Raw genomic sequence first — 15,376 nt, forward strand, 5'->3', positions numbered from 1 at the left:
GGGCTTCCCGGCCCGAAATTTTTGGTTTCCTTAGGTCTCACTTCTATGCGTGCTTCTGGTTTGATTTTCGGAGTGCTTGTCAGCAGCCTGGGGTTAGTAGCCGGTTGCCGTACCGATTATGCCGATTTGCCAACCTACTCGAAGGAGCGGCGGCTATTGCAAGTGGTAGTTGAAGTGCCAGCAGGTACCAACCACGAGCAGTACTATGATCCGGCAGCACACGAGTTTAAGCCCAGCCAGCAAGCCGGAATAGAGCGTGTAGTGGAGTTTTTGCCGTTTCCTGGCAACTATGGCTTCATTCCGGGCACCCGCGCTAGTGCGTCGGCCTCCGTGCTGGCTGAGCAGCCTCTGCAAGCGCTGGTACTAGCCGAGAGTGAGCCCGCAGGTACTATTCTGGAGGTGATACCTATTGGGGTAGTATTGCTGGATGTAGATGGCACCATGGAGCAAACTATTCTGGCGGTACCCGCCCGACCAGGGCAGCGCATTTTGCCTGATGTGGCCGACTGGGCTACGCTGATGCGGCGCTACCCAGCCGTTCGGCAGGCGCTAGGCCTGTGGTTCCAGCACCGCAACCCATCTGACGCCGTGCGAATTGCAGGCTGGAAAGACGAGAAATACGCAGAGCAGCAAATAAAGGCGCAATTGCAGTAACTCTCCTACCCTAAAATACCCAACACAAATACCCAATACAGAAAAAGGCCCGGTTGACTACATCAACCGGGCCTTGCTGGGAGAGAGTGAGTACGACTACTCGATCTTGTTCATGCGCTCCTTCACAGCTTCCAGAGCCACGCGCATGTTCACAATGTCGGCGCGGGCGGCTTCCTGCTCTTTCAGGTTCATGTCCACCATGTTGTTGTACTGCAGCAATTCAGCGGCGTTCTGAGCCAACTGCTGCTGAATTTCAGCCTTCTTGGCTTTATTCTTCTCAATGTCCTTCTTGATGGCGTCAGCCTTGGCAATTACAGCCATGTGGTTGTTCTGCGACGATACCAGACCTTTTTCAGCTTCTGCCACCTGAATAGCCAAGTCTTCGCGGTAGAGCATCCGAGCGAAATCCTTCAGGTATCCTTCGGCTGCTTTCCACTGCACGGGAGTAGCATCTTTGCTCAGGTAAGCATTGCCCAGGTCAATTGACCACCATACGGTAGTACCCGTTGGTACGGCATCAACCTTGCTGATTACGCGAACCGGGGTTTTAGCAATGGCCTCGATAACTACACCATCCATGGTATAGATACCTTTGTCAACTTTTACTTTGCCACCAAACTCCGTGTCGAGTTTCTTTTTCCAAGAATCTTCTACGCGTTTGCTGTCAAGCTGCACAGAAACACGCTGGCCTTTGCGCGGAATGCCCTTGATAGCCATGTCCGTCTCGTCAACCGGCGACTTTTGCGCGAAGCTGGTTACTGATAGTACAAATACCAGCAGTAAAGAAAGGAGTACGCCTCTTTTCATATGGAATGGAATGAGTTGAGAAGAAATGATTTACAGGTTAATTCGGCTTGAATACAGGAATCCGACTCATCAAATTTAAATAGTCTGACAGCCAACTTTGCATACCCCGGATTGATTTTTTTTAAGAAGTGGCATTTTTGTTGAATAATTCATACACAGTATTATTTAACTACCAAAACAACATATATATGTACCTATACACGGTACATTTCTAAACTGATAAGCTGCTTTTTCTTCTTTGGAGAGTACAAACAAAATTACCCTGGCCTGGTTTCACCTCGACTATGCAAGTAACCGTCTGCCGTAAGGAACACTTCAATGCTGCGCACCGTTTGCACAACCTAGCTTGGAGCGATGAGCAAAATCAGCGCGTATTTGGGAAGTGCAACAACCCTCATTACCACGGCCATAACTATGAACTGATTGTCCGCCTTACGGGGCCCATCAATCCTGACACTGGGTATGTATATGACATGAAGCAGCTCAGTGACCTCATGAAGAGGGAGATTCTGGATATCTTTGATCATCGGAATCTCAACCTTGACACGGAAGAATTCCGCCACCTCAACCCTACGGCCGAAAATATCGCCGTCGTGATATGGAATAAGTTGCGCCCCCACGTTGCGGCGCATCTAGGCCTATCGGTCACGCTGTACGAGACCGAACGCAATTTTGTAGAATACCATGGATAACCTAGTGCCCGCGGCTTCCGCTGCGGACGGCGCAGCCCCGGCGGCCGATGGTCACCTGACCCAGTCGCTCCGTACTCCCCTCCGCTCTGATGCTTTTACCCTCAGTGATGAGGCAAAAATTACGGCTATTGCCGGTCATTTCCGTGAGATCATGGAAGTGCTGGGCCTCGACCTGTCCGACGATAGTCTGAACGGGACGCCCAAACGTGTTGCTAAGATGTACGTGCAAGAGTGGTTCAAGGGGCTCAACCCCGAACACCGCCCCGAGGTAAAACTCTTTGAAAACCGCTACCAGTACCAAAACCTGCTGGTAGAGCGCGACATTACGCTGTTTTCGTGCTGTGAGCACCACTTTGTTCCCATCATTGGGAAGGCGCATGTGGCCTACCTACCCGGCGAGCATGTAGTGGGGTTGAGTAAGCTTAACCGGGTGGTGCAGTACTACGCGCGGCGCCCCCAGGTGCAGGAGCGTCTGACTCGCCAGATTGCAGAGGAGCTCAAACAGGCATTGCGTACTGAAGATGTAGCCGTTTTGATTGAGGCTGACCACTTATGCGTTATGAGCCGGGGCGTGAATGATACCAGTAGTGGCACGCTCACGGCAGAATACAGCGGCGCTTTCAGCACTGACAGCGCGTTGCGGCAGGAATTTCTGCGGCTGATAGGTAAGTAAGCTCAACAACCTGTTGAACTGGCACTAAGTATTCTGTTGCGAGTTACCGGTTGCCTGTTAGCTTGCATATCCGTACTCCAACTCCACCGCCAGGGCAACCCCATCTGAACCTGGCGCTTCCTCCTGGCAACACCCTCCGAATGTCCCGCAAAGTTCTAATTACTGGTGGCACTGGCCTAATAGGTACTCGCTTGGCCGAGATGCTGATTGACGCCGGTTACGAAGTAGCTCTTTTGAGCCGTCATCCGAGTACCTCCCGTTACCGTGGCTTCCGCTGGGACCCTCAGGCGGGTGTTATTGATGAAGCTGCCGTTACCTACGCCGATTATATTATTAATCTGGCAGGCAGCAGCGTGTCGGATGGCAAATGGACGAATGAGCGCAAGCGCGAAATTCTATCCAGCCGCCTGGCTGGCACAAAGCTCATAGCTCGGGAAATGGCCAAGGGCCACCACCATGTGCAGGCTTTTATTTCGGCCTCGGCAATTGGCATTTACGGCGACCAGGACGACCGCGTGGTGAATGAGCAGACGCCACCTGCCTCGAATGATTTTCTGGCGGAAGTCTGCCAGCAGTGGGAAGGTGCCGCGCACAGCGTGGCTGAAGGCGGTATCAGAACGGCTATTTTCCGGATTGGCATTGTGCTGAGCCCGGAAGGCGGGGCGTTGGTACCACTGGCCCGCGTAGTAAAAATGATGGCTGGGGCTCCCCTGGGATCAGGCCGGCAGTACATGTCCTGGATTCACCTGGACGATTTATGCCGCTTGTTTATACAGGCTTTGGAAGAGCCCACGTGGGAAGGCACGTACAATGCTGTTTCGCCGGCTCCGGTGACCAACCAGGAGTTCACCAAAACTCTGGCCGAAGTTCTGCACCGCCCGCTGGTACTGCCAAAGGTTCCGGAGTTTGGGTTGAAGCTGGTAATGGGAGAAATGAGCGAGATTGTGCTGGCTTCCCAACGCGTTAGTGCAGACCGGGTTCTCCACCAGGGCTTTAAATTTGAGTATCCGGAGCTAAAGCCTGCGCTAGAGTCTTTTTACAACGAAGACTAAACTGGCATTAGCTACTAAGTGAAAGCCCCGGCCTGCAAATACAGGCCGGGGCTTTTTTGTTGGCCAACACCTGTTTTGCTACAGGCTATCAGGCACTGATATTGTGCCGTTATTCAGATTCTCCAGCAGGTTATCTACTACAATAGTATCAACGGCTTCTACGCGTTGCCGACGGGGGGGCGCCTCGGTTACGCAGTTGTACTTCTTGTTGATTTTGACGGTGGGTTGCGGAAACGGGCCCATGGTAATGCCCAGCTCTGGGTCTTGGTAAACCTTCTCCATGTACTTACCAAAAATGGGCAGAGCCATACGGCCCCCTTCTCCCTGCTGTGAGCCCTGGAAGTGAATACTGCGGTCTTCACCACCTACCCACACGCCCGTAACCAGATCCTTGGTAATACCCATGTACCAGCCATCGGAGTAGTTGCTGGTGGTGCCGGTTTTACCGCCAATCTGATTGTTCTTCTTCCACAACTCATAGTCCCAGAGAGCCTGGGAGGTACCGCCGGGCTCTTCCATGCCGCCGCGCAGCATATATACCATCAGCCAGGCCGTTTCGGTAGGAAGCACCCGCTTTTGCTGCGGGTCAAACTGCTTAATCACGTTGCCGTTCTGGTCCTCAATGCGGGTGATGAGCATGGGTTCGGGCCGGAAGCCCTGGTTTACGAAGGTGCTGTAGGCGTTTACCATTTCGTACACGCTCACGTCGCCGCCAGAGCCTAGGCCTATGCTGGGTACGGCCAGCAGGTTACTCCTTATGCCCACTTTGTGCGCATACTTGGCCACATTATCCCAGCCTACTTTTTCAGTTAGCTGGGCCGTAACGGAGTTTACTGAGCGAGCCATGGCATGGCGCAGGGTCATGTTTATGCCCGTGTACTCGCGGGTTACGTTGTCGGGCTGCCACTCCATGGGCTCCCCGTTTTCCACGTATTTAATGGTCACGCGCTGGTCCCGGATTCGGTCGCAGGGAGTATAGCCATTGTCTAGGGCCGTGAGGTACACAAACGGCTTGAAGGTAGAGCCCGCCTGGCGCTTGCCCTGCTTCACGTGGTCGTACTGGAAAAACTTGTAGTCTAGGCCACCCACCCACGCTTTAATATGGCCCGTGAAGGGGTCCATGGTCATCATGCCGGCGTGCAGGAAGTGCTTGTAATAAGCCAGCGAATCAAGTAAGGACAAGTTCAGCGAATCCACCCCATCCCCCTTCCAGGTGAAGACCGCAATTTTGCGCTTGCGGTGCAGGGCCTCCTCCAGCAGCTCTGGGCGGCCTTTGTAGCGCTCAGCCAGCTCCTTGTACTGCTCGGTGCGCTTAATCTGGGTTTCAATGAAGTCGGGAATTTCATTGCCCTTCTCATCTACCCAGGGATTTTGCCCCCGGTTGCGCCAGAAGTTGTCAAACTGCCGCTGCAGGGCTTTCATGCGCTCATGCACCGCCTCTTCAGCATACGTTTGCATGCGCGAGTCGAGGGTGGTATAAATTTTCAGGCCGTCGCGGTACATGTCGTAGCCATTCTTTTTGCACCAGGCGGCTACCTGCTGGCTGATAGCCCCGCGGAAATAATTCTCGGGGCCGTCTACATGCTTTTCTACCTGATAGCGGAGGCCTAGCGGGCGGGCCTGGTACTCCTGCACCTGCGCAGACGTCAGGAAACCGGCCTGCCCCATACGCGTGAGCACGAGGTTGCGGCGGCGCATAGCCGCCTCGGGGTGGAAGCGGGCGTTATAAGCCGTGGGGGCATTTACGGCCCCTATGAGCATGGCCGCCTGTTCAGGCTGCAGGCTGTCGGGCGAGGTGCTGAAGAAGGTTTTGGCGGCTACTTTGATGCCGAAGGAGCTGGAGCCATAGTCAACGGTATTGAGGTAGAGCCGCAGAATTTCTTCCTTGGTATAGCGGCGCTCCAGTTCCACGCTGGTTAGCCACTCCTTGGTCTTGCTGATAATGGTGCTGATTCCCGGAATGTGGCCTAGGCCACCCGTGTTTTCCTCGCGCCGGGTGCGGTAGAGGTTTTTAGCCAGCTGCTGCGTGATGGTAGAGCCGCCGCCGCTGCCGCCCCGCACTACGCCCACTACTGCCCGGGCAATAGCGGTGGGGTCGATGCCGGAGTGCTCGTAGTAGCGCACATCTTCAGTAGCGATGAGAGCCTTGGTCAGCCAGGGCGACATCTCATTGAGTGGTACCGGCGAGCGGTTCTCGCGGAAGTAGCGGCCCATCAGCACACCGTCGGCGGTGTACACTTCTGAGGGCTGCTCCACCTTGGGGTTTTCCAGCTCTTCCAGGCTCGGCGACTTGCCAAACAAGAACAGAAAGTTCATGCTGACCAGGATGGGGTACAGCAGGAATATGCCGAGCCCGACCACAAAAAAGCCCCAAATAGTACGGGAAAGGATGTTAGGCCATTTCCGTTTGGGCGGGGTAGCAGAAGTTATATTTGGAGAGTCTGGTGCGGACATTCAGGGCGCGTTGAGGCGAACAGGGCACTATGGCCCGGCAACTAAGGCGCAAATATACCAGTTAGGCGCGGCTGGCAGATGAAGTGCCCCCCGTTTTAGCCGTGTTAGATTTGGGCCAGTTCGATTCGTTAGCTGTCGTAGGCCACTCAGTGTTAGATAACTGCTAGACTTCCTCCGCTGGGTACTACTTCCGCGTCATAGCAGGGCGTTACTATTTTGCGGCGGAGCTGCGGTACATCAGCTCCAGCAACGCTATTGCGCTCAACCCGATACCAATAGCATACCCCCAGGCGTAATAGTAATTGGGTAATAAGCCAATAGTCTCGTCTGAAGCAGAACTGGAAGCAAATAGTATAAAGCACAGTACTTCATGCACAAAGGTGCAACTCCACAACACGGCGGCCCTTGCACTGGAAGTTGCCTTTTTCAACAACGCCCACCGAAAGCCAAACAACACCAGCCCCGGCCACGCAATGGGTACCAGCAGCATAAGATTCATGAACACGATAGTGGTAATATCCTTGATTTGCTGAGCCCCGGCAAGCTTAATAGCTACGTCGGACTGCTCAGCAGCTGCAATAGATTCAGAAGAGTACATATTACTTTCTTAATAGAGAGGTAAAAGGCACCTGGTTTTAAAGCTTAAACCGGCAATGCTAACCGTGCTGTGTGCTAGACCGCTAGCTTGGTGATTATCAGCCAGACCAAGCCAATACCTGCGGGAATCAGCAACACCGCACCAGCCGCATAGGCACTCCATGCGGCTAAGCGCCAGCAGAACTGCCAGAATAAATCAGGTAAGGAATTGGCCACCCGGCTTGCAGTACGCCCAATTTGCCAGGGCAGTATCACTAAGCAGAGAAGGCCCAAGAGCTCAAACCAGTGTTCAATATGAGGCGTGTGCGGCCATACCTCCTGCTGTAATAGCAGGTTCAGGAGGCTAAACAGTCCTAGGCCTATTGCCCACCACATGCCAGCCGGGGCAGCGGGCAGCACCGTGTTTAGCCCAAACTGAAAGAGGCGCCTGATAGGGTCGGATGGCCCGGAAACGTGCTGCCTCATGAGTGTAGCCACATAGCGGCAAGTCGTATTAAGGCGGCAGTGCTCCCTATATGAAAACACACGCACGACCAGAACACTACGTCGTGCTGCCATTGCGGAGCATCGAGGAGGCTACCCGGCGAGCTAGGCAAAGCCAGCGGCAACGTGGCCCAGTGCAAGGTGCCCACATTTGTAATTACCACTAACAAGCCTACCAGCCAGGGCTGAAACCACAAAAGCTGCAGTTGCTGTGCAGCTAAGGCATTGTTGTAGCCGCTGGCATACCACGCCGGAAACTGGCTCCACAGCCAGAGCACGGCCAGTGCCAAAATAAGCACCGATAAGCTTCGGCCAGCCGACACGCGCGGGACCGGCGGTGAGGGGGCAACCCGGCTCATGGCGCAACCGCCACCGTAGGCGTAGTTCCCGGAGCCCACAGCAGCATTACGTGCAGTAAGGTCCAGAGTAGGAGGCCTAGCAATACGCTGGCGCCCGGCAGTACGCCTAAGTAGAGGCGGCGGGCCCGCTCCGGAGGCGTGGCGGCCAGTTCGCGCCAGCTTAGCAGGTAGGCCAGGCTACCCACGCAGGCAGCACATAACAGCCCCCCGCCTACGGTCAGCAGCATGGGAAGAAGCGTCATAACAACAAGTTGAAGAGTGGAAATACAGGACCGATTCAGAATCTTACCACTGGCTTAAGGAGCCACGGTAGTAGATGACCCGTACAATTGCTGGTAAGCTTGCGCTTCGGCGTAGGTCCAGCTTTGCCAGGTGTGGTAGCGTGGGTAGGCTGCTTTCCAGCGCTCCAGGCGCTGCCTCACCAGCCGGTGTGCCTCGGCGGGCGTAAACTGGGTTTCGCTGCGCCCAGCGCCATCAAGCACCACAATGCGCGTCATGCCATTCAGCACGGCCTCGCGGGCAGCTAGCTCAGGCAGCATCCGCTCGGGCATGTTCAGCAGGAAGCCCAAGTCAAGCTCTTTGAAGCGGGGCTGCAGGTTATAGCGCGTAATCCAGACCTCCCAGTTGCCGGCCGCCAGCAGTAGCAGCACGGCATAGGCAGCCCAGCCATTCAGGCGCACCAAAGAAAAGGCCGAGCGCCGCTGCCATATCTTGAGCAGCACGGTGCCCAGCCCAAATAAGGTCAGCAGTAAAAACCCATACACGCCAATGCGCTTGTAGGCTAGCCCGGTGTGCAAAATGTAGTAGTAGTTGCGCAGGCCCACCGAAACCACTAGCACTATATTCTGTAACACCCAGATGGTAGCGCCCCAGCGCAAGGTGGGTAGGCCTTGCTGGTAGAAGTTGAGGTTGCGGCGGAAAAACCACAGCACAATGCCCATGGCCACCAGAATACTCAGGATGAGCACGTACGTACCCTCGTGCACAAATTGGGTGAGGTCGAAGCCAGGGCGGGGCGTAAAGCCAAACCACAGCAGACGAACATCCAGCGCATTGACTACCAGCAGCAAAACGTTCACCAGCCCAAACACGGCCAGCGCGGCCAGGTACTCTTTGCGCAGGTCAAGGGTGCGGAATTTCTTGAGGCCAAAGTCGGGGCGCCGCACGGCCAGGGAAGCCACCCGGTCGCGCTGCCGCCGCACAAATTCCCCGAAGCGAGATTCCTGGTCGAGAAAGAAATGGTAGGGCACACTGACGATGGCGCCTGCAGTAAGCAGCAACCCCAACACGAAAAACAGCAGATGCGGTATTGATATACCAGCCAATAACTGGCCTAGCCACTCCTCTAGCGTAGCAAAAAGCTGGCTGCTCAGCTCCGCATACTGCGGGCTGCCCAACGAAAATAACACGTGGAATACACCCAGCACCACAAGCGGCAGCAACAGCACCCGGCTATAAAAGCGAGTGCGCGCCCAGCCCGCTGAGCCACCGTTTGGCAGATGCAGGTAAGGCAGTAGCCCAGGCAAAGCCAGCGTAACACTTCCTAGTGCCGTGAGCAGTGCGTAGGCCACCTGCCGCAGCAACGGCTGGTTGCGGTAACCCAGCAACAGCACCAGCGACGCCACACACGCTAGCCGCGCCGTACCCGAGCCAAGCCATACCACCAGCCCCGAGCTTAGCACCGTACCCAACAGCATGGCCCAAAACCCCACCGAGTGCCATTGCGCTGCGTGGCGCGGCAGGCCTAGCAACGTGACTACTGTTATCAGGAGGGTGTACAAGCTCAGGTTTAACCCCACTTCCTGATTCCAGAATAAGATATCAAAAGCAATAGCCCCCAGCGGCAACATCAGCTTCTGTAGGGTGCTAAGGGCAAGAGGTTTGGCGCGGTGCGCTTGTGGTCTGGGCCCTGGAGCAGCCAGGGAAGTTACTGTGGCCATAATTTTTATTATTTAAAAGAACTTTGCGTTACAAAGTATAAAGGCAAAAAAATTTACCCGCTAGGGCGCAGCAATTTTTCGAGGGCCGTTAAGTGGTTCTGAAATGCTTGTTTCCCTTCAACTGAGGCTGAATAGGTGGTGTTGGGCTTCTTTCCCACAAACTGCTTACTGACGGCCACATACCCAGCTTTTTCCAGGGCCGAAACGTGGCTGGCCAAGTTTCCATCGGTTAGGTCAAGCGCCTCTTTCAGCTCATTGAAGCTCACCGTTTCGTTAGCCATGAGCACAGCCATTACGCCCAACCGCACGCGGTTGTCAAAAGCTTTATTAAGCGTATGGATAACATGTTTCACAGGCAGAATTCCTGGGGGAGCAAACGGCGCAAGGCCGAAGAAATGAGGTAAATCAGAAGGCGGGCAGCTAGGCCTGTTTCCGCTCGTAGCGGTTGTACATGAGCAAGCCGTAGAGAATATGCCCAAACCCGAAACCGAGCGCAAAGAACGCCAACCCAAAGCCAGGGAGCAACACGGCAACTAAACCAAGCACTATTTCAGTGAGACCAAGCCAGCGAATTTCATCGAGCGTGTACTTGCTGCCGTTGAGCAGCGCCAGGCCATAGAACGTGAGCAGGCCCGGTACAACCAAGCTTACGGCCCCGCGCACATACAGCGCTAGGCAAAACAACCCGCCAGCAATCAGCGGAATAGCCAGGCTAAGTGCTAGGCGCCGGCCCAGTGCACTCCACACCGGCAACCCGGCCCGCCGGGCGCGCCGCACCGTAAAGAATGTAGCCACCACTAGCGCCACCGCAATCATACCCAAGGCAAAGCCCAACAAATACGGCAGCACCAGCATCCGCTCTGCCTCCGTGCTTTGCAGCAGCCGCAGGTAGCCCATGGTACCGTACTCACTGCTCGGAAACCATTGCAGCAAAAATAAGTGGCCTAGGCCGGCCCCCGCCAGCGCTACCACGCCCGCCCCTACTCCGGAGAGGCCGCTCAGTGAAATGAAGCGGGAGGAACGCTCCATAATGGCGCGAATCTCGGTAAGCTGGGCAAGCGGATCGGTGGCGGACTGCATCATGGCTAAAAGCACTTTGTATTGCAAAGCAAGTAAACTTATTCGGCTTTACAAGTATATGAGTACACAATTTTTATCTATCCTCTCTGCAGTCACACCTTTTGAGTACGAGGTGTAAGTACATAATTATTGTTCGGCACTTTGTTTCCTGACCTGTGCTATGTCTTATTCAGTTTGTCAGGAAAGCAATACTCACTATACCAGAACGCCTGACAAAGTACTTCTGGCTTTCCCGTCATAGGGAGCAGCAATTGCCCAGCCCATAATAGCAGATATATCCTCGCCGTTATGACCCGCTGTTCTGACTGGTCTCGGTGGACGATGGCACTGCTGGGCATAGGCCTATTTTTTCTGGTGGCCAACTACTTGCTCCTGCTCTTACTGCCGATACACTCGCTGATGGCCTTGCTAGAAATGTCGTTGCCCTACCTGGGCTCCGCTGTTCTAACGGTGCTGTGGCTCTATGGCCCCGCGGCTCGGCCTACTGTGGCCTAGCCCTAACGAAATAGCCCGGCAGAGGTTTTCTCCGTACTTAGGCGGGTGAAAGTTCGCCTCCAGCTATTTGAGTTTGAAGACCTGCCCTGGTTTCCGCGTGTAATTCGGGCGGGCATGATGGATTACCTGCGTTTCATGATTTCGGCGCTGGGCACCTACCAACCCATTGTACCGCTCCTGCGTGCTGCCTTGCAGCAAACTAAGCAGCCGCAGATTCTGGAGCTGGGTGCCGGCGCCGGGGGTGGCACCGAGGGCGTACTGCGCTCCTTGCAGAACGTAGGCCTCCCCCAGGCCCGCATCTGCCTCACTGATCTATACCCGCAACCAGCGGCTTGGCAACTACTGGCCACCCGCACACTAGGCCTGAGCTTTGAGCCTACCGCCGTTGATGCCACAGCGGTACCCGCTGGTCTAGGCGGCTTCCGCACGGTTTTTTCAGCCTTTCACCACTTCCCGCCGCCTATGGCAGAGGCCATCTTGGCTGATGCCGTGCGCCAACGCGCGGGTATTGGGGTGTTTGAAGGAGCCGGCAAACACTGGGCTGAAATTGGGCTGGCTCTCACGGTGCTGCCTGTGGCCCAATTGCTCATCACTCCTTTTATCAGGCCCTTCCGGTGGAGCCGGCTGTTTTTTACTTACCTGGTGCCGCTCATTCCGCTGTTTACCATCTGGGACGGCTGCGTATCTATTCTGCGCATGTACCCGCCAGAGCAGCTCCTGGCCCTTGCTCACCGCGCCGATCCTACTGCCACCTTCACCTGGCAAGCCGGCAAAGTGCGCCACTGGTGGGGCCCGCAGGTAACCTATCTGGTAGGTGTTCCGCGGGATAATACGCCGTAAGCCGTAGCTTGCGGCTCTCGCCGTCGGAACCTGCTCCCGCGCCTCCCCTCCCCACAGCAGCGTCTGCCCATGCCTTTTGTTGCCTACCGCCGCGCGCTGCCTTTGCTGCGCATTCCGTTTTCTGTGTATCTGATGCCAGTGTTCTGGTTCGGCCTGAGTGCCCTGCGTGAGCCCTTTAGCATCAGTCGGGCCGCGGGCGTGTTTGTGATTCTGCACCTACTGGCCTACCCGGCGTCTAACGGCTACAACAGTTACTACGACCGCGACGAGGAAAGCATTGGTGGCCTGAAGCACCCCCCTAAAGTTTCGCCGGAGCTCCTGCACTTAGTTTGGTTGTTTGATGCGCTGGCTGTGCTGGGAGGCTTGCTCCTGAACCCGTGGTTTGGAGCTCTAGTAGCGGGGTATCTCCTGGTTTCGAAAGCCTATAGCTTTGAAGGCATTCGGCTGAAAAAATACCCGCTGCTCAGCACCCTGGTAGTGGTAGTATTTCAGGGCGCCTACACATTTCTTATGACGCAGATAGGCGTAAATGCCAGCTCAGCCGAGATTCTGGCCCCTCAGAACTTAGTAGTAGCCTTAGTCAGCAGCCTGTTTCTGTGCGGCTCCTACCCTCTTACGCAAGTATACCAGCATAACGAAGATGCCCGCCGCGGCGACCAGACCCTGAGCTTGCGCCTAGGCATTAGAGGCACGTTTGTGTTTGCGGGCCTGGGCTTGCTAACCGGCGCGGCGGTTTTGGCCCTGGCCTACCTCTGGCGGCAGGAGGTCCCAGACCTGCTGATTTTCCTGGCTGCTACTGGTCCGGTAGTGGTTTTATTTCTGAGCTGGGCCAGGGCGGTGTGGCAGTCACCCACCAACGCTAACTTTGAGCGCACCATGCGCATGAACCAGGTTTCGTCGGTGTGCCTGAGTGCGGCCTTCGTGGTGATGTTGCTGCGCCACTGGCTCTAGGCCACTCCTTGGGGTATAGGGGCGGGCTCGTAGCCTCATGCGCAGCTTTACGCGTAGAACGCTATATTCAGCCCAAACCATTTATCTGAGTCTGCTATGCGGCGCACCCTTCTTTGTCTGTTACCGCTTGTAGCGGCTTGCTCCTCACCTGCTGAGCAAGCTGAGCAAACTGCGGCCTCTGCTTCATCGGTTCCTGAGTCTGCCTCCGGTACTACCGCAGAGCCATTGGATACCGCCCGTCCGGCAGTAGTTAATGCTCAGGCCGACACCTTAAAGGTGGTCCGCAAGCGGCATACCTTCTCCGCCCCAGCTACCCCCGACGTTTTTACCCTTGCACTTCGTGGCCCTAATCTCCTCAGCAGCGAGGCTACGTTTACTATTACTACGGCCAGCGGCCAGGTTATCTTCCGGGAAGAGCTTACTGCCCCAGATTTAGAAGCCGCCCTGGTATATGAGATGAAGGACGCTACCGCCACCCAGGCAGAGCGCGAAGCGTATGTACGCCGCCGCATGGATGAGTTCTTCGCGGAAAAGAATTTCCAGCGCCCCGCCATTCCTGCCGCCGCTACGTACCAGCCGGACCTAGCAGACCAAGCCGCCTGGACCGACCTTCGCCGCCGCCCTGATGCGCTTGGCTTCCACTACTTGGTAGGCAAAGAAGACCATCGGGTAATTGCCTGGTCACCGTTGCGCAAGCAGGTAGTTCGGGTGCAATAGCCACCCAGTTTTCGTCGGGCCCTGCTGGGCTGATGGCAATAGCTAGGCCTCTTCTGTTGCCTGCTGCAAGGCTTGCTCCAGCCCTTGCACAAACACTTCGTATGGCTGGTAACCACGGCTAAGCACATACCCCTGCGAGCCTATCCGCAAAATACTTGTTGGGAATCCCTGCACGCCAATTCTACCTACGGCCAAAAATTCCTGCTCTACCGCAGCTGCGGTTGCGGGCTGCTCAAATACCCGGCGGAAGTCCTCTGCCCTTACTCCATAGGGCCCCAACAGAGCCTCATAGGTGGCTACCACATTCAAGTCTTGGCCCCGCTCAAACAGAGCCAGTTGAATATCGCGCCCAAAAGCCACTGCTCTACCCTCCGGATCAAGCTGCCGAAACGCGTGCACTGCCCGAGCCGGGGGCTCAGAGTCTTGCACATACGTACCGGCCTGGCCTAGCAGTTTATATGCCTCTCCAAACCGCACACCCGTTACCTGTTCCACCTGTTGTAGAGTTCCTGCAATATCTTCCCACACTTCTCCGATAGGACCAACATCGTCGTGCTTAATCATTCCGCCACTGAGCACCCCAATGGTAATGCGCCCCGCAAACTCACGTGCCACCCGCTGAACGACGGGGCTCATGCCGTAGCACCAGGCACAGTACGCATCGGAGATATAAAGGAGCTCGGGCAGATTTTGTGTAATCATGGGCAGCACAGCCTTCGTGTGTCGTAACTAATCAAAAGTATGCCTTACTAATGAGTTGAGCATACCTTATTGCGTTTTATTTATAATTATGACCGTGGTTTAAGCAACATATTTGGTGGTATGCTCAAGACCACTCTCTGCTGTGGGCACTGTAGCAGCCCTTTCCTCCGCAAAAATGGCAGTAGCCATGGCAAACGTAAGCATCAGTTTACCGTTCACATCTGCCAGAGTTATGTGCAGCCAGTTGGTCCGGCCTGAGCGGTTCGTTGTGCACAAGTAGAGAAGTTGCTGGTGGAACGGGTATCGCACTGGGCTGTTGTTTGCCTGACATATACGGTAGCACAACTGGCAAGAAAAGTACTGACACAGCCCAAAACCAGTCGCCTATTGGCTTGCCCCCGAGTACTGAGGTTAAATGGCATGTGCAAGCCCGTGAGATCTAAGCTGCGTAAATTCTGGTTCTGGCTGGTAGTAGAGCGGTACACGCGGCGTATCTGGTCTGGGTGCTCTGCACACGCGGGACGGTAACCGCGCAATGGCTCTGGCAGGTCTTGCCCAAGCTGTATTGCACCGGCACCTGGTAATTTACCGATGAGTGGAAGGCATACCGGCAGGTGGTACCACTCACCGCCCATCGACCTTATCCGAACGGCAGTGGCCACACGGGCATCACGAGGCCGACAACTGTTCCCTGCGCCAGCGCTGTACCATACTGGTCCACAAGTCCTGCTCCTTTAGTCGCTCGCTAGCCGTGCACCGGACGCACTTACAACTCTGCATCAACGAGCATATTAGACGGTGCACCTGTTCAAAATATCGCCTGATAATCATACATAGGATTTAATATTATTATTGAATAATATCACTTAACTAATTAAGA

The 15,376-nt window shown here is 55.4% G+C and carries 17 protein-coding genes; 8 read left to right on the top strand and 9 right to left on the bottom strand.

What is annotated here, in order from left to right; translation table 11 throughout:
* Positions 1-45 precede the first annotated feature (45 nt).
* A complete protein-coding gene (locus HMJ29_RS02575) occupies positions 46-654 on the top strand; it encodes an inorganic diphosphatase (RefSeq protein ID WP_171590019.1) in 609 nt (202 codons plus the stop codon).
* A gap of 96 nt (positions 655-750) precedes the next feature.
* Here the strand turns inward: HMJ29_RS02575 and HMJ29_RS02580 are convergent, their stop codons facing one another.
* On the bottom strand, positions 751-1,461 hold the full coding sequence (locus HMJ29_RS02580) for a DNA repair ATPase (protein ID WP_171590020.1): 711 nt from the start codon (positions 1,459-1,461) through the stop codon (positions 751-753).
* Positions 1,462-1,745: 284 nt separating this feature from the next.
* Here HMJ29_RS02580 and HMJ29_RS02585 point away from each other — a divergent pair, with 284 nt between their 5' ends.
* From HMJ29_RS02585 to HMJ29_RS02595, 3 genes are all read left to right on the top strand, one after another.
* Positions 1,746-2,153 (top strand): 6-pyruvoyl trahydropterin synthase family protein, encoded by a 408-nt coding sequence (locus HMJ29_RS02585; protein ID WP_171590021.1) that lies wholly within the window; start codon positions 1,746-1,748, stop codon positions 2,151-2,153.
* Entirely contained in the window at positions 2,146-2,826 is a 681-nt protein-coding gene (folE, locus tag HMJ29_RS02590; protein WP_171590022.1) for a GTP cyclohydrolase I FolE, read from the top strand. Before HMJ29_RS02585 ends, folE begins: the two co-directional genes overlap by 8 nt.
* Before the next feature lie 140 nt (positions 2,827-2,966).
* Entirely contained in the window at positions 2,967-3,878 is a 912-nt protein-coding gene (locus HMJ29_RS02595) for a TIGR01777 family oxidoreductase (protein WP_171590023.1), read from the top strand.
* 78 nt (positions 3,879-3,956) lie between these two features.
* On the opposite strand, the gene HMJ29_RS02600 is transcribed toward HMJ29_RS02595, so the two are convergent.
* The 7 genes from HMJ29_RS02600 to HMJ29_RS02630 all read right to left on the bottom strand — a co-directional run bounded on the left by HMJ29_RS02600 (position 3,957) and on the right by HMJ29_RS02630 (position 10,794).
* Entirely contained in the window at positions 3,957-6,194 is a 2,238-nt protein-coding gene (locus HMJ29_RS02600) for a transglycosylase domain-containing protein (RefSeq protein ID WP_244678722.1), read from the bottom strand.
* Between the two features lie 349 nt (positions 6,195-6,543).
* Entirely contained in the window at positions 6,544-6,930 is a 387-nt protein-coding gene (locus tag HMJ29_RS02605; protein WP_171590024.1) for a hypothetical protein, read from the bottom strand.
* 460 nt (positions 6,931-7,390) lie between these two features.
* A complete protein-coding gene (locus HMJ29_RS02610) occupies positions 7,391-7,771 on the bottom strand; it encodes a hypothetical protein (RefSeq protein ID WP_171590025.1) in 381 nt (126 codons plus the stop codon).
* Entirely contained in the window at positions 7,768-8,013 is a 246-nt protein-coding gene (locus tag HMJ29_RS02615; protein WP_171590026.1) for a hypothetical protein, read from the bottom strand. The genes HMJ29_RS02610 and HMJ29_RS02615 overlap by 4 nt, the downstream gene beginning before the upstream one ends.
* A gap of 54 nt (positions 8,014-8,067) precedes the next feature.
* Positions 8,068-9,711, bottom strand: coding sequence for a DUF4153 domain-containing protein (locus tag HMJ29_RS02620; protein ID WP_171590027.1), 1,644 nt, complete (start codon positions 9,709-9,711; stop codon positions 8,068-8,070).
* 53 nt (positions 9,712-9,764) lie between these two features.
* On the bottom strand, positions 9,765-10,064 hold the full coding sequence (locus HMJ29_RS02625; RefSeq protein WP_171590028.1) for a winged helix-turn-helix domain-containing protein: 300 nt from the start codon (positions 10,062-10,064) through the stop codon (positions 9,765-9,767).
* Between the two features lie 67 nt (positions 10,065-10,131).
* Entirely contained in the window at positions 10,132-10,794 is a 663-nt protein-coding gene (locus HMJ29_RS02630; protein ID WP_244678724.1) for a hypothetical protein, read from the bottom strand.
* 285 nt (positions 10,795-11,079) lie between these two features.
* Between HMJ29_RS02630 and HMJ29_RS02635 the strand changes: the two genes are divergently transcribed.
* The 4 genes from HMJ29_RS02635 (at position 11,080) to HMJ29_RS02650 (ending at position 13,794) form a co-directional block, all read left to right on the top strand.
* Positions 11,080-11,286, top strand: a complete 207-nt coding sequence (locus tag HMJ29_RS02635) for a hypothetical protein (protein ID WP_171590029.1) — start codon at positions 11,080-11,082, stop codon at positions 11,284-11,286.
* 45 nt (positions 11,287-11,331) lie between these two features.
* On the top strand, positions 11,332-12,126 hold the full coding sequence (locus HMJ29_RS02640; RefSeq protein WP_171590030.1) for a class I SAM-dependent methyltransferase: 795 nt from the start codon (positions 11,332-11,334) through the stop codon (positions 12,124-12,126).
* A 69-nt stretch (positions 12,127-12,195) separates the two neighbouring features.
* Positions 12,196-13,077 carry a UbiA family prenyltransferase gene (locus HMJ29_RS02645; protein WP_171590031.1) on the top strand — a complete coding sequence of 294 codons (882 nt, stop codon included), beginning with the start codon at positions 12,196-12,198 and terminating at the stop codon, positions 13,075-13,077.
* 96 nt (positions 13,078-13,173) lie between these two features.
* The gene (locus tag HMJ29_RS02650; RefSeq protein WP_171590032.1) at positions 13,174-13,794 is read left to right on the top strand and encodes a hypothetical protein; all 621 of its coding nucleotides are present in this window, start codon (positions 13,174-13,176) and stop codon (positions 13,792-13,794) included.
* Positions 13,795-13,836: 42 nt separating this feature from the next.
* On the opposite strand, the gene HMJ29_RS02655 is transcribed toward HMJ29_RS02650, so the two are convergent.
* Positions 13,837-14,496, bottom strand: a complete 660-nt coding sequence (locus tag HMJ29_RS02655) for a DsbA family protein (protein WP_171590033.1) — start codon at positions 14,494-14,496, stop codon at positions 13,837-13,839.
* Positions 14,497-15,376 lie beyond the last annotated feature (880 nt).

Origin of the sequence: Hymenobacter taeanensis (assembly GCF_013137895.1) — a bacterium.
Lineage (GTDB): Bacteria > Bacteroidota > Bacteroidia > Cytophagales > Hymenobacteraceae > Hymenobacter > Hymenobacter taeanensis.

Coding starts and splice junctions, on each gene's coding strand:
- HMJ29_RS02605 (WP_171590024.1), bottom strand. CDS start 6,930: ATGTACTCTTCTGAATCTATTGCAGCTGCTGAGCAGTCCGACGTAGCT.
- HMJ29_RS02645 (WP_171590031.1), top strand. CDS start 12,196: ATGCCTTTTGTTGCCTACCGCCGCGCGCTGCCTTTGCTGCGCATTCCG.
- folE (WP_171590022.1), top strand. CDS start 2,146: ATGGATAACCTAGTGCCCGCGGCTTCCGCTGCGGACGGCGCAGCCCCG.
- HMJ29_RS02610 (WP_171590025.1), bottom strand. CDS start 7,771: ATGAGCCGGGTTGCCCCCTCACCGCCGGTCCCGCGCGTGTCGGCTGGC.
- HMJ29_RS02630 (WP_244678724.1), bottom strand. CDS start 10,794: ATGATGCAGTCCGCCACCGATCCGCTTGCCCAGCTTACCGAGATTCGC.
- HMJ29_RS02650 (WP_171590032.1), top strand. CDS start 13,174: ATGCGGCGCACCCTTCTTTGTCTGTTACCGCTTGTAGCGGCTTGCTCC.
- HMJ29_RS02595 (WP_171590023.1), top strand. CDS start 2,967: ATGTCCCGCAAAGTTCTAATTACTGGTGGCACTGGCCTAATAGGTACT.
- HMJ29_RS02615 (WP_171590026.1), bottom strand. CDS start 8,013: ATGACGCTTCTTCCCATGCTGCTGACCGTAGGCGGGGGGCTGTTATGT.
- HMJ29_RS02575 (WP_171590019.1), top strand. CDS start 46: ATGCGTGCTTCTGGTTTGATTTTCGGAGTGCTTGTCAGCAGCCTGGGG.
- HMJ29_RS02600 (WP_244678722.1), bottom strand. CDS start 6,194: ATGAACTTTCTGTTCTTGTTTGGCAAGTCGCCGAGCCTGGAAGAGCTG.
- HMJ29_RS02655 (WP_171590033.1), bottom strand. CDS start 14,496: ATGATTACACAAAATCTGCCCGAGCTCCTTTATATCTCCGATGCGTAC.
- HMJ29_RS02635 (WP_171590029.1), top strand. CDS start 11,080: ATGACCCGCTGTTCTGACTGGTCTCGGTGGACGATGGCACTGCTGGGC.
- HMJ29_RS02580 (WP_171590020.1), bottom strand. CDS start 1,461: ATGAAAAGAGGCGTACTCCTTTCTTTACTGCTGGTATTTGTACTATCA.
- HMJ29_RS02585 (WP_171590021.1), top strand. CDS start 1,746: ATGCAAGTAACCGTCTGCCGTAAGGAACACTTCAATGCTGCGCACCGT.
- HMJ29_RS02620 (WP_171590027.1), bottom strand. CDS start 9,711: ATGGCCACAGTAACTTCCCTGGCTGCTCCAGGGCCCAGACCACAAGCG.